Annotated in this window: 16 protein-coding genes; 4 read left to right on the top strand and 12 right to left on the bottom strand. The window is 39.9% G+C overall.

Annotated elements, in window-relative coordinates; translation table 11 throughout:
- Window positions 1–448 precede the first annotated feature (448 nt).
- Window positions 449–2,533: an EAL domain-containing protein gene (locus tag ACYVIL_RS17355; RefSeq protein ID WP_460313745.1), complete on the top strand. Its 2,085-nt coding sequence runs from the start codon at window positions 449–451 to the stop codon at window positions 2,531–2,533.
- 49 nt (window positions 2,534–2,582) lie between these two features.
- On the opposite strand, the gene ACYVIL_RS17360 is transcribed toward ACYVIL_RS17355, so the two are convergent.
- Genes ACYVIL_RS17360 through ACYVIL_RS17375 form a run of 4 tightly spaced genes read right to left on the bottom strand, consistent with a single transcriptional unit; the run spans window position 2,583 to window position 8,180 of the window.
- Entirely contained in the window at window positions 2,583–2,894 is a 312-nt protein-coding gene (locus tag ACYVIL_RS17360) for a DUF3240 family protein (RefSeq protein WP_303475143.1), read from the bottom strand.
- Window positions 2,887–5,952, bottom strand: a complete 3,066-nt coding sequence (locus tag ACYVIL_RS17365) for an efflux RND transporter permease subunit (RefSeq protein ID WP_460313747.1) — start codon at window positions 5,950–5,952, stop codon at window positions 2,887–2,889. Before ACYVIL_RS17365 ends, ACYVIL_RS17360 begins: the two co-directional genes overlap by 8 nt.
- Complete coding sequence (locus ACYVIL_RS17370; RefSeq protein WP_460313749.1) at window positions 5,953–6,990, bottom strand: efflux RND transporter periplasmic adaptor subunit; 1,038 nt, start codon at window positions 6,988–6,990, stop codon at window positions 5,953–5,955.
- Window positions 6,987–8,180, bottom strand: coding sequence for a hypothetical protein (locus tag ACYVIL_RS17375; protein ID WP_303475148.1), 1,194 nt, complete (start codon window positions 8,178–8,180; stop codon window positions 6,987–6,989). Before ACYVIL_RS17375 ends, ACYVIL_RS17370 begins: the two co-directional genes overlap by 4 nt.
- Before the next feature lie 145 nt (window positions 8,181–8,325).
- Here ACYVIL_RS17375 and ACYVIL_RS17380 point away from each other — a divergent pair, with 145 nt between their 5' ends.
- Window positions 8,326–8,817, top strand: a complete 492-nt coding sequence (locus ACYVIL_RS17380) for a helix-turn-helix transcriptional regulator (RefSeq protein ID WP_460313752.1) — start codon at window positions 8,326–8,328, stop codon at window positions 8,815–8,817.
- A gap of 100 nt (window positions 8,818–8,917) precedes the next feature.
- Here ACYVIL_RS17380 and ACYVIL_RS17385 read toward each other — a convergent pair whose 3' ends face one another.
- On the bottom strand, window positions 8,918–9,934 hold the full coding sequence (locus tag ACYVIL_RS17385; protein ID WP_460313787.1) for a polysaccharide lyase family 7 protein: 1,017 nt from the start codon (window positions 9,932–9,934) through the stop codon (window positions 8,918–8,920).
- Window positions 9,935–10,215: 281 nt separating this feature from the next.
- Here ACYVIL_RS17385 and ACYVIL_RS17390 point away from each other — a divergent pair, with 281 nt between their 5' ends.
- A complete protein-coding gene (locus tag ACYVIL_RS17390; protein ID WP_460313754.1) occupies window positions 10,216–10,905 on the top strand; it encodes a spermine/spermidine synthase domain-containing protein in 690 nt (229 codons plus the stop codon).
- A 7-nt stretch (window positions 10,906–10,912) separates the two neighbouring features.
- On the opposite strand, the gene ACYVIL_RS17395 is transcribed toward ACYVIL_RS17390, so the two are convergent.
- A complete protein-coding gene (locus ACYVIL_RS17395) occupies window positions 10,913–14,074 on the bottom strand; it encodes an EAL domain-containing protein (protein WP_460313756.1) in 3,162 nt (1,053 codons plus the stop codon).
- 176 nt (window positions 14,075–14,250) lie between these two features.
- Window positions 14,251–14,958: a DUF1499 domain-containing protein gene (locus ACYVIL_RS17400; RefSeq protein ID WP_460313758.1), complete on the bottom strand. Its 708-nt coding sequence runs from the start codon at window positions 14,956–14,958 to the stop codon at window positions 14,251–14,253.
- A 127-nt stretch (window positions 14,959–15,085) separates the two neighbouring features.
- Here ACYVIL_RS17400 and ACYVIL_RS17405 point away from each other — a divergent pair, with 127 nt between their 5' ends.
- A complete protein-coding gene (locus ACYVIL_RS17405; RefSeq protein WP_460313760.1) occupies window positions 15,086–15,895 on the top strand; it encodes a sterol desaturase family protein in 810 nt (269 codons plus the stop codon).
- Here ACYVIL_RS17405 and ACYVIL_RS17410 read toward each other — a convergent pair.
- From ACYVIL_RS17410 to ACYVIL_RS17430, 5 genes are all read right to left on the bottom strand, one after another.
- A complete protein-coding gene (locus tag ACYVIL_RS17410) occupies window positions 15,892–16,509 on the bottom strand; it encodes a CDP-alcohol phosphatidyltransferase family protein (RefSeq protein ID WP_303475160.1) in 618 nt (205 codons plus the stop codon). The genes ACYVIL_RS17405 and ACYVIL_RS17410 overlap by 4 nt on opposite strands.
- Before the next feature lie 63 nt (window positions 16,510–16,572).
- Entirely contained in the window at window positions 16,573–17,235 is a 663-nt protein-coding gene (locus tag ACYVIL_RS17415; RefSeq protein WP_460313762.1) for an ATP-binding cassette domain-containing protein, read from the bottom strand.
- Complete coding sequence (locus ACYVIL_RS17420; protein ID WP_460313764.1) at window positions 17,219–18,877, bottom strand: ABC transporter permease subunit; 1,659 nt, start codon at window positions 18,875–18,877, stop codon at window positions 17,219–17,221. Before ACYVIL_RS17420 ends, ACYVIL_RS17415 begins: the two co-directional genes overlap by 17 nt.
- Window positions 18,853–19,992, bottom strand: a complete 1,140-nt coding sequence (locus ACYVIL_RS17425) for an ABC transporter substrate-binding protein (RefSeq protein WP_460313789.1) — start codon at window positions 19,990–19,992, stop codon at window positions 18,853–18,855. Before ACYVIL_RS17425 ends, ACYVIL_RS17420 begins: the two co-directional genes overlap by 25 nt.
- A gap of 70 nt (window positions 19,993–20,062) precedes the next feature.
- Window positions 20,063–20,941, bottom strand: a complete 879-nt coding sequence (locus tag ACYVIL_RS17430; protein WP_460313766.1) for a DUF547 domain-containing protein — start codon at window positions 20,939–20,941, stop codon at window positions 20,063–20,065.
- Window positions 20,942–21,085 lie beyond the last annotated feature (144 nt).

Here is a 21,085-nt window from a genome sequence, read left to right on the forward strand (position 1 = left end):
TGTTGAAAAGACTCTAGAATATGGAATTCCAGATACCACGCAAATCCAATTTCTGCGATGAAAAAGCTTAGGTTGGAATTGTGATAATTGTGTTACAAATAAAATAAGGTTTTATGTCACTGTGATGACACTGTCTTATATTGGTTAACAGTTAACCCCTCTAAATCCAATGTTTCGAGGCGTTTGAAAGTAAGTCAGATAGAGGAAGTGTTTGATGTTCCTCGTTATTCACGAAATTACAATTTATATTTTCCCTTTGATATTTCGGTCCGTTTAAGTCTCAATTTAGAACCTTACGAATCGGCTATTATTGTAACCTTTAGAATTGCTGATTTTCGTTCAATATATTCCAGCAACCTTTGATTAATTGCTTTTTACATTGATAGTGTTAATTTTTTATTTACTTCTACTATTAATGTAAGCAGTGTAATTTGGAGTAGTTGACACAATGAGTTCAGATAAAATAAGCAAAGTTTTGTCTCATCAATATGAGCTCAACGATCCTCTCCACCAATTATTTGATGCTGTTAAAGTCATTTCGGTCCAAGGGTATGATGATCAACGTAGAGTTATCTACTGGAATGAAGGCAGTGAAGTACTTTATGGTTATACCAAAGCTGAAGCCTCGGGGAAAAAACTAGAAGATCTCATCATCCCAACTTATATGCGACAAGGGGTCATCGACGCTCACCAAAATTGGCTTAAAAATGGTATCGAGATCCCTGCAGCGGAAATAACCTTACGAAATAAAAGCGGTGCTGATGTATCGGTATTTTCAAGCCATGTCATGTTCACTAATCAATATGGTAATCAACAAATGTACTGTATTGATATTGATTTATCGGATATTAGAGAAGCTGAAGCTCAGGCTTTGTTTAAACAGCATATGCTCGAAACCATTTTTGAAGCCATTCCTGATCTATTCTTTTTGATGGAAAAAGATGGGAGGATTATTGATTATCATACCAGTAAAAAAGAAGACTTATACGTTTCTCCTCAGCAATTTATTGGCAAGAACATGTCGGAAATTTTACCTGATGAAATTTCCAAAAAATTTCAGACGCATATTAATAAAGTAATAAAACAAAAGGAGATGAGTAGCTTTGAATACGACCTCACTATGCCTCAAGGAATTTCATATTTTGAAGCGAGAGTTACCTACTTAACCGAATATAAGCAGATTATAGTTGTTATTCGCGATATTACTGAACAGTATAAATCTGCTGAATTGATTCGTCATCAAGCTTACTATGACAGCCTAACCTTACTACCTAATCGCTTTTTAGCATTAGATCGGCTTTCGCAAATATTAATCGAAGCGAAAAGAACCAATCAAAAAGCCGTCGTCATTTTCCTTGACTTAGATGATTTTAAAAAAGTGAACGATTCATTGGGCCATGAAATAGGTGACAAGTTGCTGGTTAAAGCTGCCCACCGGTTAACCCAGGTTGTGCGCAAGGAAGACACAGTAGGACGTTTAGGCGGGGATGAGTTTATCGTTTTGTTGAAGGGGTTTAGCAATCATAACGATGTATTAACCATTGCAGAAAATCTATTAAAAGTGTTTCGAACCCCGTTTAAATTGGCCGGTAGAGAATTAATGCTTACCTTAAGTATTGGCATCGCTATTTATCCTGAGAATGGCAATAGTGCCTCTGATTTATTGCGAAATGCCGATACTGCCATGTACCAAGCCAAATCGTTAGGGCGAAATACTTTCTCATTTTTTACTGTTGAGATGAATAAGTCGATGCAACGTCGTTTTGAAGTTGAAGAGCAAATGCATGCCGCTCTCGAACGTGGTGAGTTTGAAGTCTACTATCAACCTAAATTCGAAGTTAAAACGAATTCGATTGTTGGGGCGGAGGCGTTATTGAGATGGAACAATGCAACACTGGGTAATGTTAGCCCAAATGAATTTATACCCATTGCTGAACATACAGGTTTAATTATTACCTTGGGCGAGTATGTGTTTAACCAGGCTTTAGGGTTTCTGAAACACTGGCAGCAATGTGATAAGCAGGCTTACACAATGGCAATTAATTTGTCTCCTCGTCAATTCAGAGATCATAGTTTGGTTACGAATTTGCAAAAAAGCCTGCAAACCATAAGCGTCAATGCAGAATTTTTAGAACTTGAAATTACCGAAGGGGTGTTGATGAATGGACAAGCCTACATTCATGAATCCTTAGCACAAATCAGCGCCTTAGGGATAACCTTGTCCCAAGATGATTTCGGAACGGGTTATTCGTCGCTAAGTTACTTGCGTCAATATCCCTTTGATGTGCTTAAAATTGATCGTAGCTTTATTCATGGGATCACAACCAACAAACCAGATTGTGATTTAGTTAAAGCGACCATTGCAATGGCAAATAGTCTTGGGTTAACCGTTGTTGCCGAAGGCGTTGAAACGGAGCAGCAATTTGCGATATTGAAACGTTTAGGTTGTGACTTAGTACAAGGGTTTTATTTTAGCCGACCACTAACTGCCACCCAATTACTAAAATTTTCAAGTAAGCAATCAAACCATTAGTCTACTGCAATGTTTGTATTAATAAGTGCCAGTGTTAATCTACTAAATATTACAATACCCCTTTCTCAATTACAGGCACACACCAATAGCGTATATTATTGTTGGGGCAAGTTTGCTTGATTTTTGTTAACAGCTCTTGGTAGTGGAGTTGCTCATGTAAAAGTTCAAATCGAAATAAGTCTCTATAGCCTTCAACTTGTTCTTGAATATTGTATTGGTGGTGTGCACGACTATAACCTTGTATTTTGCTTAAACTAAAACCCGACAATGCTTCATGGCTAATTAACGTATCGACTAGGTTGTCTTTTAACTCTTGCGGTGCTAAGAGGATAAGCAGCTGATAACGATTATTTTTATCCATTTTTAGTCTCCATCCATTTATATAAAACCGGCAATAAATATAAAGTGGTAAGTGTAGAGGTAAACAACCCACCAATAACAACAATGGCCAGCGGTTTTTGAATCTCTGCTCCCGGACCTGATGCAAATACTAAAGGGGCAAGTCCAAACATGGCTGTCATTGCGGTCATTAAAACTGGCCTTAAGCGTCGAGTCGCCCCATCAATTACGCGGGTGAGTGTGTCATTAAACTCCATTTTAGTTTGTTCAAAATAGCTTACCATCACAACACCATTTAACACTGCAATTCCCAATAACGCGATAAAACCCACTGATGCAGGTACCGACAAATATTGGCCACTAATAAATAAAGCGAAAATTCCCCCCATCACGGCAAAAGGAATATTCACTAAGATAAGTGATGATTTTGCTAACGAGCCAAAGGTAGTAAATAAGATGATTAGAATAAGTAGTAACGAAATCGGCACAACCATCATCAGGTTATTGGTAGCGCGCTGTTGGTTTTCGAATTCGCCACCAAAACTAAGCACATAGCCTGAAGGCAGTTCCAGTGTATTCGTCAGGGTCTTTTTTAATTCTTCCACAAAACCCACTATGTCGCGGCCAGACACATTGGTCGTTACCACGGAATAGCGATTACTGTTTTCTCGCTCAACTAAAATTGGCCCTTGTTTAAAGCTTATTTCAGAGATGTCCTGCAAAGGCACTAAGCTGGCATCTGGCAACAAAATTAGATTATTTTTAATCTCATGCAATGTGCCTGGACGCAGCGCTGAGCTAGCAGATGCAGCGAATACAATTGGAGTTTTACGTTTTCCTTGAATTATTTCTGAAATTGCAAAGGTTTCGAATTGTGAGCGTAAATAGTTGGATAGTTCAGTAATGCTCATGTCATAACGTTGGGCAATTTCCGGTTTGAGACGGATATTTAAAAACTCGCCTCCTTCAGTGACCGCGGTGTTTACATCAACACTGCCTGAAGTGGACTTTGTGAGCTGGGCAATGCGAGAGGCCAAATGTGCCAACTCGGTTAAATCTTCTCCAAATACTTTAATGCTTACATCTCCAGTGCTGCCTGTAAGCATTTCTGAAACCCGCATTTGAATAGGCTGAGTAAATCCAAAATTAATTCCAGGAAACTGTTTGAGTACATTTCGAATGGAATCGACTAACTCTGATTTAGAACTGAATCGCCATTGTGCCTGTGGGATTAATTCCATAAATATATCTGTTTCGTTCAAGCTCATTGGATCCAAACCAATTTCATCAGCGCCGACTCTCGCAACGATTTGACTTATTTCAGGTACCTGTTCAAGCAATGCATTTTGAATTTGTATATCCAGCGCAGTGGAAGCATTTAGGGTTATATTTGGTGTTTTTTCAAGCTGTACAATTATATCGCCTTCGTCTAACACCGGCATAAAGGTTTTACCCAGATAGACAAACTGCACTGCGCTTACGATTAATGCTAATAAAATGCCTATGATCAGTGGCGCAGGGCGATTCAACGTTGTAGATAATGTGCTTCGATATGCGGCTTTTAATGCGGTGACAAAACTAGGTTCACCGGAATCATGCTGTTTGATTAATATTGATGCTAACGCTGGAATAACAGTTAGAGATAACAGCAGTGCACAAAACATTGCAAATACAATTGTTATCGCTACGGGTTTAAATAATTTACCTTCTAAACCTGTTAGTGTCAGCAATGGAGAAAACACTATTATGACTATTATTGTGCCGGAAACCACAGGTACAGCAACATCTTTACAGGCTCGGAATACCAGATGTAATTTAGGTAAGTGGTTTTTATTACTTAATTGATTAACCACATTTTCGACGATTACCACGGAAGCATCCACAAGCATGCCAATGGCGATCACCAAACCACCTAGGCTCATTAAATTGGCAGACATATTAACGCTATTCATTAACCAAAAAGTGCTCAACGCTGCAAGAGGTAAGATCATTGATACAACTAATGCTGCTCGAATATTTCCCAAAAACAAAGTTAAAACAATGATCACCAATATAACGGCAATCAACAATGCCTCTTGAATGGTACCTATCGCTGTATCGATCAAATTTTTACGATTATAAAAAACGTTTATTTGTGAACCTGCTGGTAGGGTCTTTTCAATTAATTTTAACTTTTCACTGACACCTTCTATTACTTTGGCAGTGTTGGCGTTTTTCAAAGATATAACTATGGCTTCAGTGGTTTCTTGTCCATTGCGGGTAACAGCGCCATAACGGGTTAAATGACCAACGCTAACATCCGCCACATTAGAGAGTCTTATCGACTGTTGAAGATGATTACTAATTAACATGTTTCGAAGTTGGTCTAATGTATCGATACGGCCTTCACCACGAATAATTAGCGCATCGTTACCTATATCCAAGCGGCCAATATTGCCATTCAAATTGTTTGCCTGAATGTGCTGTGCTAGTTGATTTAAGGTTAGGCCTAATGAAGCTAGCTTAACCGGATCTGGAGTGATCTGGTAAGTTTTCGCATAGCCACCTAATATATTCACATCGGCGACACCATCAATGGTTCTCAGTAGGGGGCGAATTTCCCATTCCAGTATTTGCCTTCGCTCAAGTAAGCTTAGCTGGGGATTTTCCAGTGAAAACATAAACATTTCACTCAAAGGAGTGCTCATTGGTGCAATACCACCCTCAAGACCAGAGGGAAGGGAAGACCAAATATTGTTTAAGCGTTCTGCAACTTGTTGTCTAGCCCAGTAAATGTCCGTGCCTTCGACAAAATCAAGGGTAATGTCTGTAATGGCGTACTTGGTGGTTGAGCGTAATATTTGTTGATTTGGTATCCCTAATAATTCTGTTTCAAGGGGAAGTGTCACTTGCGCTTCTATTTCTTCAGCTGTCATTCCTGGTGCTTTCAATATTACTTTTACCTGAGTGGGTGAAATATCAGGGAAAGCGTCAATGGGAATATTCATCCAAGAGACAATGCCGATTAGCATTACTCCGATCGCCATTAATAGAATAAAAATCCGCTGGCTGAGGGATAATCGAATCAAATTAGATAACATTTATTCACTCCCTAGCCCGAGAAGTATGCCTTGAGCAGCGCTTACAGAACTGATAAGTACATTGCTATTGATGAGAGATTGTTGACTGGTGATCGCATAACTATGCTCAGTACTGCTAATTAGTGTGACGTTAATTGCGTTTAATTGCTCACCTGATTTAACAAATACAAACTGCGATCCATTCATCGAGAAAACCGAATTTTTGGGGACTAGATATGCCTGTTGCTTAAAAAATGGGGTGACTGATAAGTTCTGTCCTAAGTTATAAGGACAGTCGGAGGTCAAGGGGGCGCTCCATACTTTACTAGCCAGTCCCGTGGCAACGAGCTCGATGGCATATATATTTAATTTACACTGAGAGTTTGTTGCGGATAAGTAAGCAAGATTTTGTGCTTCATTATTACTAATATTAAAATTTAACCTGATACTTTGTGTGGGAATGACTCTTGCAATCACATTGCCTTCTGTTAGCGATTCAAAGCGAGTGTAATGCACAACACCGTTAATTGGGGTTTTTAACGTTAGGGTTTCTGTCTCGTCATTAAAATCAGCTACCAGTTCAAAAAAATGCTGCATTTCATCATATTCTAGCTTAGCAGCGAAGTAGGCGTTATTGATGTCAAGCCAAGCTTGTTGTGAGATAGAAGACTGCTTAAACAATGATTTATTTTTTTTATATTGTAGCTCGGTCAATTCAAACAACGATTTTTTAACCTGATATTGATTAAAATAGTGGTGCACTTCAGGCCCACTTAATTCAACGAAACTCCCTCCAATATTGAGTTTAGTGCCAACAGGTTGCAGAAAACGAACTTGCTGGGCAGTAAACGGTGAATGAATTGTATAGCCTTGACCTGGCAATTCTGAGACTTCACCCAAGGTAGGAAGACCTGCATACTCATTTACTTGCTCTACCTGTTTTGTAAGTAGTGCTAAATCGTTAAGATCTTTTACATCAAGACTAAACTGTTGTGCCGAAGTGGAAGTGATAACCAGTAAACTGGTGGCAATAAAGATGGAATTTACGAAACCTTTCATAAAGATTTTCCTGCAGCTTGATTAAGAATGGCTATGTTTTTGGCCAAATTAATTTGATTTATGGCGTATTGCCCTTGAATTTCGACAATCTCTAGCGTCCTTCTCAAGATCCATTCTTGATCCGTAGTATTTGAAGTCAGCAATGTTTCTAAGGTTGGTTGTAGTTTCTGAGTTATCTGTAATGATTGATTAAGCAGTTTTTGCCGTGCTTTGCTAATTTTGAGCTGGCCGGCCGCATTTGAGATGGATTGTTGAATTTGTTGCTGAGTCTGATTACGTTGCATCACATAAAGCGAATGAGCTGCGACAAATTCACTGTGCTGAGCGGGAGTATAGTTGTTTCCAATCGACAACGGCATTTCCACACCCAATCCTATTTGATTGTCGGTGATCCCTGCTGTTTCATTTTGTTTAGCAAAAATGGCAAGGTTCCAAGGTCTAGAGTGGTTGGAAGCTGCATTAAATTGGGCTATATTTAATTGCCAAACCGCGTCTAAAGCCTGTATGTCGGGGTGCTCGCTAGATATCTCAACACTCACATCAAAGGGGAGTTCTTCGGTGTTATCGGGCAGAGCATTTAAGCCAGTAAGATCAGTGTATTGAGCTAACAAGGTTTGTGTTTGATTTTGGTGATCTAACAAGGCAAGTTCAACCTGAATGCGTTCTTGCTTTACCAGCAACGTTAAATAAGAAGGAGTGTTGCCGGCTTGTTCCATCTGCTCGTAATGCTTCAATAATTTATTTAAAACGTTTAGTTTTTGCTCTGCTTGTTTACGGTATACATATTGGAGTTTATATTCCCAAATCGTAAACCGTATCAGTCCAGATAGAAATAATGCTTGTTGTTGCAAAGCATGCTGCTTAATCAAAGGGATGGTACTTTGCAGCTGCCGATCAATTTCCGTTTGTAAACGCGACTTAATTGCTAAGTTGAGACTGATTTCCGTTTCTTTGGAACCCAGGCTCTGCTGATTGTGTAAATATAGAAGACCGACGGTAGGAGGACTAGCAAACCAAGAATCTGAAGGTTGTTCAACATTACCCTTTAACAGGCTTTGGTTTTCCTTTTTATGGATTTCTAATGCAGCGTTTAATGCATCATTAAGGGTTAACTGGGCGGCAAAATTATACGTAGGCCATATAAAAAATAATAGGAAAAGTAGTTTTCGAATAGGTTGAAGGTAAAACATTGTTTTGCAGTGCTCACTGGTTAGGTCAGTGCATATATTATTGATTTTTATGCGTAATCGGACAATAAACACATGTAGGACTTGGCATCGAACATATGTTCGATATAACCAATATTGGTATTAAATTTACAGAATTGGAAAGTAAATGAAAGATCGAATTATCATTTTAGTGCTAATTACCATTATGGTTCTCAATGCAATGGATGTGTTTGTAGACATACAACTAAATGTACCCATTTGGCATGTATTAGGGGAGACCATTATCGTTATTGTTTCGGCCATTGCAGCCTTACTTCTTATTCATGATTTAAGGTTACGCTCTAGGTCGTTAAATCGCTTAGCGACAAAACTAAAACAAGCAGATATGCAAATTAAAACCCTCAGCGGCGAAATTGAAACCGAACGTAAACATTATGCTCAAGTGATTCAGGCGCAGTTTAAAGAATGGGGGCTGACTGTTGGTGAGCAGCAAGTTGCAATACTAATATTAAAAGGTCTAAGCTTAAAAGAAATTGCCTCTGTCAGGGAAACAAAAGAGGCCACTGTTAGACAACAAGCCTCTAGTCTTTATTCAAAAAGCAACTTACAAGGTCGACATGAATTGTCAGCGTGGTTTTTAGAAGACTTTCTTAATTAACTTTATTCTCGCTAGTTTTGTCGCATGCTCCCACTTGTAAGAGCATGCGTTTGCTATCTGCTTTGCATTTTGTGCCGAGTAGAGATAAAGCTTGAGCTATCTACTGGGCCTGAGGTGAACTCAATGTCAACTTACTAAAAGTTACTTGGGTATAGTCACCATTCATCTTGTCTGTTTGCCAATTCCCAGTACCTAAACATCCTGCATACCAAAGAGTGCCAGCCTGGTCTTTTGTACTGCACTGATTGTAAGCTCCAGCCTTAAAGTAATGGGAGTCGCCAGCATAACCTTGTGGGTTATCTTTCTCGTCAACCTTACCATATGCGTCAATATTGTTAGCTAGGTTTATCGCGTATTTAACATCGTCTTTACCTTTAGCGCTAAAGGTCAAATACATGGTATTTTGGTGCACATTAATGCGATAGCTGAACTCTTCTCCTAACGCGATACCTTTATCTCCAGGTTCATTTGGGTTTTTCCAGGTATTTCCCCATACTGGGTAGGCAATATCTGTACGATTTGGATCCGTTTTAGCTAGGTTGCGCTCGTAATTCCAAAAAACAGAACCCATTTGATGATTAGGCCATTTTTTAAAATAAATTTTTATGGGCTCGTTACCATAACCAAACCCTTGATTTTGGGCGATGACTTTATCATCTTTTACGGCATGGATTTGTCCTACTACCACTGAATAGGCCGCAGGGGTGTTAGGATTTTTTGCCCTTATCGCGACATGATCTACTTTCAGTGTTGCATCTATTTTGCTGCCTATTGAGGCAAATTGAGAGGCATTGGCATGCGCAGCTAAAGCAAAGTTATTACCTGGTGCTTTGGTTTTTATTTTTTTATTCGTTCCTCGAAAAGCCTGACGGAGTTCACTGCGTGTATTGCTTGATGATGCTGTGGTAATTGCTTTATTGGGCGTTGCGAAAACCATACCGCCATTTTCATCTAAGTAGAAAAAGTCAGGGTGAACATAGGTTTGCATTTCTGCCATATCAATTTCATCAATTTTGCCATTATTGTCCATGTCTACAGGAACGGTAATTTTCCAGTTTGATAGGTCAAATTTAGTGGCAGGAATAGGGCTTTGGGGGGAAAGTTTATCCCTAGACATATGGCTCTTGTCAGTATTGGAACAAGCGATAACAACGGAAAGTGATAAAGGTACGATGATACTGGCTTGCGCTATTTTTTTAAATCGCAGTTTACTCATTCTGATCTCTTTAAAATTCTGAATTAACTAAACCAATATTGTAACCAATTTTAAGTTAATTACTTTACCAATTTATAAACAATTGAGCGCAATGTGATTCTTTGTAAACTTATTTATGTACTTATTGAGATGAAAAATTGTGTTAGCCTATGCGATTATTTTTTATTTTCTTTAGGCTAACTATGCTCCCATGGATTCAATTGGACTCTGCTGCTATTCCCGGTGGCGGTGAAATGACACTTTTTCAACGAGAAAAGGCGTTTTCCATCCGCTTGACTGGAAAGCGCGGCGAATTAATGAATAGTCGTGTTTTTAATTCAGAAAAAGAATTGGCTAAGTTAGGATGCGCCTATTTAAAAAACACCGATAAAGCCCATGTTTTGGTTGGTGGTTTAGGGATGGGGTATACCTTGGCTGAGGTATTGAAAGTGGTTAATCAGAGTGCTCAAGTGAGCGTTGCTGAATTAATCCCAGAAGTCGTTAAGTGGAATCAAGGAGTTTTAGGGGAGTGCGCAAAGCGGCCACTTAACGATCCTCGTGCACAGGTTGTTATTGGTGACGTAAAATTACTTTTGGAGACAAATAAACCCACATATGACGCTATTCTACTGGATGTTGACAATGGTCCAGAGGGGCTGACTCAGGGGAACAATAATTGGTTGTACTCAACGCAAGGTATTGCAGCTATTTATCAGGTTTTGCACCCTAAGGGCATGTTAGCCGTGTGGTCCGCTGGGCCTGATTATTTATTTAGTGTGCGTCTAAAAGATGCAGGGTTCGAAGTAGATACTCGCGTGGTAAGTTCGCAAAAACGAAGCGGTACCCAGCACAGCATATTTTTGGCTAGAAAGAATACCTCATCATCTAGTTAATGCTACTTTAGTTTTGTTTGTCGGTCGACCATAAGCGCCATACTTCATCATTTTTCCAGTTAGTTGTCCAAGGGAGTATGTCCGCAGCGGGCATTGGTCTTGCTATTCCGTAACCTTGAACTAAGTCACAGCCTAGTTGGAGCAAAGACACACCATGGGCGATTGTCTCAACGCCTTCGGCAATGACGTCACGATTAAAAGATTTGGCAAGGGCGACTATACCCTCTACGATAGCTCGATCTTCTGGATCGACTAACATGTCGCGTACAAATATTTGGTCTATTTTAATTAAGCTAGCGGGTAATCTTCTTAAATAGGTGAGTGAAGAGTATCCTGTTCCAAAGTCATCAATAGCAAAATTTACCCCTAATTTAATACAGCTTTTCATTATTTCAGACGCATCCAATAAATCACCTAGCGCGCTGGTTTCCAATACTTCAAGTTCTAAAAATTGTGGGTCAACTTCAGGGTAAGCTGTCAGTAACTTTTGTAACTGCTCTGGAAAGTTATTTTGTTGAATTTGTAGGGCTCCAATATTCACGCTAATGGGAAGCACCAGATCATTTCTTTGCCATTTTGCCAATTGTCGTAACGCTTCTTCAATTACCCATTCTCCCACATCTATACTAAGTTGGTGATTCTCAATGTAGGGTAAAAACTCGATAGGAGATAACAAGCCACGCTGAGGATGCTGCCAGCGAATTAATGCTTCCGCCCCGATAATTGCACCTGTTCTTATGTTAACTTTTGGCTGGTAAAAAAGGACAAATTCACGGTTTTCTAAAGCCGCTTTAATATTCAGTAAAGTTTCATGGCGCGCCTTAATGGCATCTTCAGACTTGATATCAAAAAGGTGATAACAATTTTTGCCTTTCTGTTTAGCTAAATACATTGCTTGGTCGGCATGTCGAATAAGCTGGTCAGCATCGGTTTGATCTGCTGGATACAATGTCACACCTATGCTGGCGGATACCTTTAGGTTAATATTATCTATGATTACTGGCGTAGAAGCAGCTTTTAGCATACGATTTATAATGGGTTGAAAGTCTTGTAATTGCTCAAGGTCTGCCAATACGGCCACGAACTCATCTCCACCGAAGCGCGATAATGTATCACACTCACGCATGGTTTCTTTTAATCGAGATGCGATAATAACTAGCAGTTCATCACCTAAACTATGGCCGTAACTATCGTTCACTTCTTTAAAACCATCTAAGTCTAAGAATACGACAGCTAACATTCTTTCATTGCGTTTACTTTGAGATATGGCTTGTCCTAATCGGTCCGCTAACAAAGTTCGGTTAGGCAGATTGGTTAAAACATCGAAATGGGCCATGTGTTCGAGTTTATGTTGTTGCTCTTTAAATTCTGAAATATCTGTAAAAATGGCCACATAGTTTTTCACATTACCCTTTTCATCATTTACTGCACTAATGGTTAGCAGTTGGGCATAAATTTCATTATTTTTACGTTTATTCCAGATTTCCCCGCACCAAAATCCATTATCCCCGATGGATTTCCATAGTTTTTGATAAAAATCTCGGGATTGCCTGTGAGATTTAAGGAAGCTTGGGTTTCTCCCTAAAACTTCTTCTCGTGTATAACCGGTTATATTTACAAAGGTCTGATTGACATCAATAATATGGCCTTTAGTATCGGTGATAATAATGCCTTCGCGGGCATGGGAAAAAACACTGGCTGCTAAGGTAAGCTGTGCCTCGTTCTGTTTGTTTTTTGTGACATCTTGAACCAGCGTGGTGACACCAGTGACATCACCGTTTTGATTCAAAATTGGTGTGTTGTACCATTCACAAATAATCAGTTCACGGTTTTTTGTTAGATTCTCATTGGTATTTTTAGCACCGCCTTTTTGCTCTAAAATTAACTGATAAACATTTTGCAGTTCTTCTCGTAACTCGGGCACCAAAATAAGATCCGTTGCGTGTTTACCAACGGCTTCTTCGGCGCTGTAACCAAAAATCTTTTCAGCGGATTTGTTCCATTTCGTGCAAAATAGGTTTCTATCCCAAGATATACAGCCTAAAGGGGTATTTTTAATATGTTCAGAAAATTCACTTTCACTTTTTAAAAGGGACGCTTGACTTTGTTGAAGTTGCTTTTCCGCATTCAAACGTGTTTTGGCCATCAGCATAAAGCGATGTTGCAATTCAATTAGTTCAGAAGTGCCTTGTTTAGGAATATCGTCGATATCTCTTCCCAACTCTAAATCTTTGGTTGATTGCAAAAGGTTTTTGAGTGGGTTTACTAAAGTCTTTTGGATACCCCAACTAGCAATGGCAAGCATTAGAACAAGGATGAGCAAAAGAACAATAGCTGTATTTAGCAAACGTGAATTTATAGCGTTTAGCTCTTCTGAGAAAGGAATGCCGACTGTAATATTAATCAGTTCACTGTCTTTTCGCAGGGGCCTTGTCACATAAAACCTGTCTTGGTCGTCGATGCCGTAATCAGACTCGTATTGTTCTAGACTGGGTTGAATAGTTGAGATGTGCGAACCAAGTATTTCTGGTTGATAGGGAAAAGCGGCAATGACCTTTTGCTCATGATCGGTAATGTACGCCACTGAATTCTGCGGTAAACGAGAATCTGAAAGTTGTTTACTCCACCAATCTAGAGACAGTACGGCCACGGCGACGGCGATAATCTCATTACTTTGAGGGTGTATGACAGGATAGGCAAAGTTAATGCTGGTTACATTTGCTGCTCTATCTATTTGGTATTCACCAATTGAAAATTCCCGGCTAGCAATGGCTTTTTGAATATAAGGACGGTCTGAAACATTGATACTTTTATTCAGGGGCTTGGCGTTGCAAATCAATTCACCGTTAACTTTTGGTACGCCAATATTAAAGTAGATATCTTTTATTTTTATAATATCAGCTAAAAAGTCGCTACATGCTGAAGAATCAGGCTCTAGCACTGCACTAAACGTAGACAAATGTTTTAAAAAATTCTCAGTTCTTCTGATTAATAAAGCTTGAAAAGTAGTAGTAACCTCTACGGTTTTTATAGCTTCGTGCTGAGCCGCATGGATGGCATGCTGGCGCTCTTCAATCGACATATAAACAAGGGTGAATATACCAGGTAAGGCTACCAATAAAATGAGTAACACCAGTCTTGATTGTATTGATTTTAAAAAGCGTCTCATGTCTATTTAATTAGATCCGAAAATAAGTTATCTAAAAGTTAATATTCAAATGTTATAGCCATAGAAGTATATCGCATTTAAATAATAGCGTATTTTTATCTCGATTTAGCTAATGTTTGAGTAACCAGAAAATGCCTCAATATTTTAATTAACTAAAATATTGAGGCTTAATATGTTTATAAGCGGCTATTGATTTTTGCGATAAGCTGTTGAATTCTTTCGGCATTCTTACCGAGATCACTTCTACCAACACGGGATTTACTGCGAACATCTAAAACTGTACCTGCTTGTGCATTGGCAATGCGAACAATTACATCATCTTTGAAGCCAAACCAAGTAGTGGTATCTGTAGCTTCTATGATGCCTGCTGATTTATCTGCATTAACGAGTTCCCAACCTAAATCATTCATAGCGGCTTCGGTTGCGCCAAAAACTTGCGCGGAAGATTGAGTATATACTTGTGACTTCAATTGCGGATAAGCTTCACGTTGTTGTTTAGCTGTTTCTTCGCCAGCGTACTCTACAGGATTGGGAGCATCTGCACGTAAGGCTGCAATAGCCGAAAATTTAGGGGGATTAACTAGATCAGTTGAGATGTCATGAATGGGCGGAACAGATTTCGCTTTGCTCATAATGCTAAGGGGTAAACCCACAGCAACAATAGCTAAAACAGCGGATACTGCGACACTTGGCCAACTGATGTTTTTACGTAAAAAAATGAGTTGAACTAGAATCAAAACGATTGCCCCAATACCAGTAAAAACACCATAACGCAAAGCTGTAAACGCAGGGCCGAGCTCCAAAATTCCAAATTTGTATAGGGGGCCAGGTAGTGCAACGAGTAAAATAGCGAGAAAGCTAATTAGGCTTACCAAGGTCTTCATAGAGAGTACTCCGATCTTATTGTAATATCCGTGTTTTATGGACTTATGATATATGAACAAATAGATACGGTCAGTAATTGTTTTAGGCTCAACTTGTAAATCTCTTAATAAGAGGTATGGAATTCATATGCAAAATGAAGCGTGGCTGCGCATTGGTAGTTTTTTAGTGGTACTAATGGTTATGATGGTGTGGGAGGCAATATTGCCAAATAGGGTCTCTCCTGTAGCAAATGGCAAACGCTGGCTGAGTAATTTCTTTTTGGTGTTTTGTGGCGCCGTGGTGGGTCGGTTATTGGTTCCTGCAGGGTTAGCGGTAGTCGCTATTTTCGCCGATGATATTCATTTTGGTTTATTGAATGTCTTGAAATTAGCCGATTGGCTAGCAATTTTACTGGCAGTGATTATGCTAGATTGTTTGATTTATTGGCAGCACCGCTTATTTCATCGCGTGCCTATTTTATGGCGTTTGCATAGAGTCCACCATGCCGATCCGCATTTGGATGCATCCACAGGACTGCGTTTTCATCCCATTGAAATTGCCCTAAGTTTAGTGGTTAAAGCATTAGGAATACTGTTATTAGGGATACCGGTAGAAGCTATTCTTATATTTGAAATACTGCTTAATGCCAGCGCCATTTTTAATCACAGTAATATTAAATTACCTAACTGGTTAGAATGGCCGTTACGCAGAGTCATTGTTACCCAAGCCATGCATCGTATTCATCATAGTCAAGTCGTTAAAGAGACGGATAGCAATTACGGCTTTTGTTTGTCCATCTGGGATCGTCTTTTTAATAGTTATACTAACAACGCTCAGGCAGGCGATGATGGTTTAGTGTTGGGATTAAAAGACTATCCATCTGAGTCGAGCAATACAGGGATTAGTACGGTTCTGCTCATGCCATTTCGTGAAAAATCTAACAATAAAGAAAATTAGTCTTTGGTGGCCAAAAGAGTATGGTAGCCAACCCAAATTCGTATCGCCGCAGTTAACCAACATATCAATGCAAACACACTGGCGATGAGTACAAAATGAGTGGGAAATAAACAGAATAGACACAATACTAAAATGGTTTCAAAACCTTCAGCTAATCCGCCCATATAATGCAAGCTTTTTTGTGGGTAGTTAGGGCTGTCTATACCATGCTTACTCGCCATAATTGCAAAGGCTAAAAAGCTACCACCTGTGGCCATAAATGAGAGCATTAAAAAACTACCCGCCACGGCATTTTCTATCGGGTTGGCACAGATAAATGCAAAAACAATGGCAGAATAGAAGATAAAATCCAAGGTGATATCCAAAAAGCCGCCTGCATCAGAAGGAGCTGTCTCTCTTGCAATAGCGCCGTCGAGCCCATCTCCTAATCGGTTTAACAAAATTAGACATAGTGCCAAAAAGTAGTGGTCGAATATGATCGCCGGGATGGCTAACATACCAATGACAAAACCGACTAAGGTTACCGTATCAGCATTGATTCCTCTTTTTATTAGTTGTTTAGCCAAGCTACAAAGAGGTTTTTTTAAAAGCCGATTTAGAAGAGGGTCAATCATGGTTTACCTTGTTTTTAATCATTTTGTCCCAGTGCAGGGACGTTATTTGTGTGCAGCGATTTATTATAGGCTGCGATAAAAATCAGCTAAGTCTATGTGCTGTGCTTGAGGTGGAATGTTATTAATATCATGACTTACCATTATGCTAGGTACACCTCGGGATTGAAGTTGAGAAAATGCCCACTGGCTTACTTGCATGCAAGTGTTTGGATCTAATGCCGCAAAAGGTTCGTCCATAAGCAGTGCTTCAGGCTTGTTTGCTAGTGCTCTGACTAAGCCCACCCTTGAACGCTCACCGCCACTTAATTGTTCAACATAATGTTGGGCAACGTAGTCTAGATTAATTTCCTTTAGCATTGCTAGTGCGGTATCTCGACGTTGATTTTTACTTAGCTTATTGCCATTTTCGTTTTTAAGATTTGCAGGCAGGGCAAAACAAATGTTATCTAGCACAGTTAAATGGGGAAACAGATGTACATCTTGCATCAACAAGCCTATACGGCGCTGTTCTATCTTGACCGAGTTAAGCGGCTTCATGTTTAAGGTTATTTCACCACTGACTTTAGCATGCTCAGGGCTGTCGCCTAAAAGCCAATGCAAAAATGTCGACTTGCCCATGCCGCTAGGGCCAGTTAGCACTAATAACTCCCCACTATCAAGGCATATATCTGGTAGCTCGATGCATCCGTTTTCTATTGAAATTTTACAATTATTGATGCGAAACATCGAAACTTCCTCTAAGACGTTGGGACACGACACTGGCGACAAAAAAGGCCACAAAGGGCAATGATGCCTGAACTAGCATATAAACCGCGGTGATACTTTGTTCATTACCCGAGGCGATAGCAACAGCTTCAGTGGTGATTGTAGAGACGCGACCTGCGCCAATCATTAGTGTCGGAATATATTGGGCAACACTGACGGAGAATGCGATGGCCAAAGCACTCAGCATGGCTGGTCGTAACAGCATCAAGCGTAATTTCCAAAATTGCTGCCAATAGCTATAGCCAAAACTTGCAGCTACTAATTCATAGTGCCGATCTAAACTTTGGAAAGGGCCGCGCAGCACTAAGTAACTATATGCAAAAGTAAAGGGTAGGTGAGAGATAACAACCCAACCCGTATGATAACTCCCATTCAACGCCGTGTGGGATATTTGCCAGCCATAGACCATGCTTAGTTGCGGCAGCAGAATCGCCATTAACCAAATATAATCTGGAAGGTAACGTTTTGCTTGTCGCTGTAACTCTAAGGCTAAAAGGGTTGTTAACACTCCAACAATACTACTAACTAAAGCAATGTAAAGGCTATTTAACAGCGGACCTCGCATAAAAAACCATTCGTCTCGCCATAACCCAAAAGACCAATCTATCGGGGTTGTGCTGAGCATGTTTTGTTGATTGTTCCAACCCAATGACCAGATTAAAAATGTGATTAAAATGCTTAGGGTTAAAAGGCTAAAAAAGCCAAGCCAATGGCTAAATAAACGGCTAACGCGAATTATTTTTAATGACGTTCTACGAATAGCGTGATGGCGTAAATTTCGTACGGCCCACCACTCATGTGTATATATGCCTGCAATTAATATACTTAGCATCACTATTAGTACAAGGTTACCTACAAATGCCAAGGCTTGCTCATCAACAGTGAAGCCAGTTTGCCAGTTATACAGTACGACAGCGTATAACTCTGGGATATTGGGGCCAACCAATAGGGCTATATCCAGCACCGACAAAGTATAAGCCATAGCAGCAAGCAGCGCTAAACGAGAGTGTTTTAACAAAACCGGAAAAACTAATAACCACCAACTGGTAGTTTCCCTATAGCCTAGGGCTCTACCTTGCAATAACCATGATTTTATCGGCAACTGGCGACCAAGGGCGCTGAAGATCAATAGGAAAAAAGGGACCTCTTTGATACTCATTGCCAGTAACAGGGTTACTAAACTTTTGTGGGGCAATCCTAACCATTGTGGCGCGGTGGCACCGAATATGCCCCACAGTGACGACCACAGTAAACCACCTGAGCTAAATAAATAAACTAACCCTAAGGCGACGGCTAAATGAGGTAAGGACAACAACGGAGCGAGTCTTTTTTCCAGTGCTTGCCAGCGGGGGTTAAAACGATATTGGCTGTACACCATAAAACTGATGTAAAGCGCGACAAGAGGCGCAGTCAGCGATACAAACAGTGTGCTTAACACTGACGTTGCTATGCCGTTGTAGGTAAAAAATTCTATTAAGTCACGCCAAGAAATAGCCACCGATGGCCATAAACCAACGATAATGCCAAACAAAGGCAGTCCTGCCACTAACGTAACAATAAACCAGCCCGTGGAGAGGGTTAAGCGCCGTATTTTTGTTGCCATTGTTCTTCAATAACTTGCTGCCAAGAACTATGCAGTTCTTGTTGCGAAGGCAAGGTTGACGCTGGATCAAGTAGCGGAGCAATAACCGTTGGATCCCCCCAACTGCCGTTTAATTTTTGTTTCTGAGCGTCTTCACTTAATAAAAAGTTGATCACAACTTTTGCGCTGGCTGGGCTTTGGGCTCCCTTCGGAATAGCCAAATTGTGGCTGTTTGTTATCGCGCCTTGAGTGAAATGGAAACGTTGCGCAGATGGGGGTAATCGTTTTTCTTGCTGCTCTTTAATTAATTGATTTGGGTTAAAACTGACAGCCATATCTAATTTGTTTTGTTGCAACAGAGAAAGTTGCTCTGTGTTTGAACTAGGAAAAGCTCGTCCTTGTTGCCAGATTAACGGATGCAATTGATCTAAATAATCCCACAACAACGGTAACAGTTTTGCCTGGGCTTCAGGGGTAGCATATTCAAACAGTCGTTTATCGTTGTGGCTAAGGCCCACTAAAAGTTGCTTCAAAAAGGTTGTCCCATGGAACTCTGGCGGTCTAGGGTAACTGATCCTATTGGGATATTGTTGGGCTGCCTTGAGAATAATCGTTGGCGTGATTTTGCTGTCGTTCACTTTACCAGCAATATTGAGATTAAATATATTTGGGTTGGCAATCATATTAAATTGACCCACTCCCCATGGCACTTCAAATCCATCAATGGGAACCCCAAAATCATTCTGTAGTGAGAGTGCTTGAACTGCTAACATTGCACTATTGGGAATACTTGACCACAAATTACCAAGTAACAGTTCTTGTTGTTTCAAAAAACTGAAATTTTCGCCGTTTATCCACAGCAAGTCGATGGCACTTTGTTTACCAGACTCAGCTTTCAAGCGGCTCACCGCTTCGCTAATATCAGCTACTTTGACATGTCGCAAACGTACCTTATAACGACTGGCAATTTCCTTCGCGGCCCAGCGCAGGTAGTCATTAACCGGTTTTGAGCCGCCCCAAGCGTAAAAGTAAACTGTTTCACCACGGGCGTCAGATAAGATTTTTTGCCACTGTGTACTTGCTGTCATCTTCGCGGCGTTGTCCCGTTGAGTTTCTTGCCCGTGGGCCAACGGCATTAAACTGGCTAACATCAGCAATATTATCGCTATTGATAGGTAAGCTCTGATAATAATAGATACCATCATGTTAAAAGTTGGCCACGTCATTTAAACGCCAATCATAATCTTTAAATGTAATGGGGTAGTTGGCGTTTTTAATGATATTACGTTTAGTCTCTGCATCATTGTCACTGCTCACAAGGGCATCACTATAAACCCTAAGCACGTCGTATAATGAGTTAAACCCTTGTTGACCTTTTTCAAAATCTTCACGGTACCACTTAAAAATCGAAGAAAGGGACGCTTCACCTTTTTGACCTTTTAAGATGATCCCATTGCGGCTATTATCCGCTAAAAATAGATGCATCTGATTGTCTAATTGTGTGTTTAACTTATCGGCTGTAAACGCTTCATTTCGAAGGGGAGGGCATGATACCGCAGCACACACTAATGCTGCATGAATACGTGGTTCTTTGAACCATTTACGGATCATTTCGTGCTCAATGTCGTCTAAATTATGTTTTTTGTTAAAAAGCATAAAAAACTTTTTTTCCCAAGGTGAACTAAAAAGTGAACCTAAGTCACGAATAGATTCTGCATCACCTTGTTTAAATTCATCCCAATTATCAACAATCAGCTTTAGGGTAAACCCATTGTATGCGTTGATTAAAAAACTCAATTGTTGTTGCGTATCCCAATCATCATATTGGCTTTTAGTGACAATTGAAAATCCCGTTAAAGCGTCTTCTAAAATCTCTTTTTTCAACACTAATTGTTGGTATTTCACTCTGCTTTGTTTTTTGTCATCGGAGACTTGTACAACCTGCGCTAACAATTGATTGTAACTATCGTAACGATGATCAAAGTCAGCAGCCTGTGATTTTACACAAATTAAAACAGTAAATATGGTGCCAGCCAAAACACTGTTGGTAACCATTACTTTGATTTTACTTAAAAACGTAAACATATCATTTTCCGTTAAATTATCATTTATAAAAATACGAAATAAAGTACACATACTCTGTGGTTAACTTGGTAATTAACCACTAGGTTATAATTGCCTCGGTGAGCAGAATAGGGGAGAAGGCAAGCGTCGCTAAATTTAGTTAGA

This window comes from Aliiglaciecola aliphaticivorans, assembly GCF_054782055.1.

What these genes read in the sequence shown, in the direction of transcription:
- ACYVIL_RS17355 (WP_460313745.1), top strand. Translation starts at nt 449, where the DNA reads ATGAGTTCAGATAAAATAAGCAAAGTTTTGTCTCATCAATATGAGCTC.
- ACYVIL_RS17430 (WP_460313766.1), bottom strand. Translation starts at nt 20,941, where the DNA reads ATGTTTACGTTTTTAAGTAAAATCAAAGTAATGGTTACCAACAGTGTT.
- ACYVIL_RS17395 (WP_460313756.1), bottom strand. Translation starts at nt 14,074, where the DNA reads ATGAGACGCTTTTTAAAATCAATACAATCAAGACTGGTGTTACTCATT.
- ACYVIL_RS17405 (WP_460313760.1), top strand. Translation starts at nt 15,086, where the DNA reads ATGCAAAATGAAGCGTGGCTGCGCATTGGTAGTTTTTTAGTGGTACTA.
- ACYVIL_RS17380 (WP_460313752.1), top strand. Translation starts at nt 8,326, where the DNA reads ATGAAAGATCGAATTATCATTTTAGTGCTAATTACCATTATGGTTCTC.
- ACYVIL_RS17425 (WP_460313789.1), bottom strand. Translation starts at nt 19,992, where the DNA reads ATGCCGTTGGCCCACGGGCAAGAAACTCAACGGGACAACGCCGCGAAG.
- ACYVIL_RS17385 (WP_460313787.1), bottom strand. Translation starts at nt 9,934, where the DNA reads ATGTCTAGGGATAAACTTTCCCCCCAAAGCCCTATTCCTGCCACTAAA.
- ACYVIL_RS17375 (WP_303475148.1), bottom strand. Translation starts at nt 8,180, where the DNA reads ATGTTTTACCTTCAACCTATTCGAAAACTACTTTTCCTATTATTTTTT.
- ACYVIL_RS17420 (WP_460313764.1), bottom strand. Translation starts at nt 18,877, where the DNA reads ATGGCAACAAAAATACGGCGCTTAACCCTCTCCACGGGCTGGTTTATT.
- ACYVIL_RS17390 (WP_460313754.1), top strand. Translation starts at nt 10,216, where the DNA reads ATGCTCCCATGGATTCAATTGGACTCTGCTGCTATTCCCGGTGGCGGT.
- ACYVIL_RS17415 (WP_460313762.1), bottom strand. Translation starts at nt 17,235, where the DNA reads ATGTTTCGCATCAATAATTGTAAAATTTCAATAGAAAACGGATGCATC.
- ACYVIL_RS17370 (WP_460313749.1), bottom strand. Translation starts at nt 6,990, where the DNA reads ATGAAAGGTTTCGTAAATTCCATCTTTATTGCCACCAGTTTACTGGTT.
- ACYVIL_RS17360 (WP_303475143.1), bottom strand. Translation starts at nt 2,894, where the DNA reads ATGGATAAAAATAATCGTTATCAGCTGCTTATCCTCTTAGCACCGCAA.
- ACYVIL_RS17365 (WP_460313747.1), bottom strand. Translation starts at nt 5,952, where the DNA reads ATGTTATCTAATTTGATTCGATTATCCCTCAGCCAGCGGATTTTTATT.
- ACYVIL_RS17400 (WP_460313758.1), bottom strand. Translation starts at nt 14,958, where the DNA reads ATGAAGACCTTGGTAAGCCTAATTAGCTTTCTCGCTATTTTACTCGTT.
- ACYVIL_RS17410 (WP_303475160.1), bottom strand. Translation starts at nt 16,509, where the DNA reads ATGATTGACCCTCTTCTAAATCGGCTTTTAAAAAAACCTCTTTGTAGC.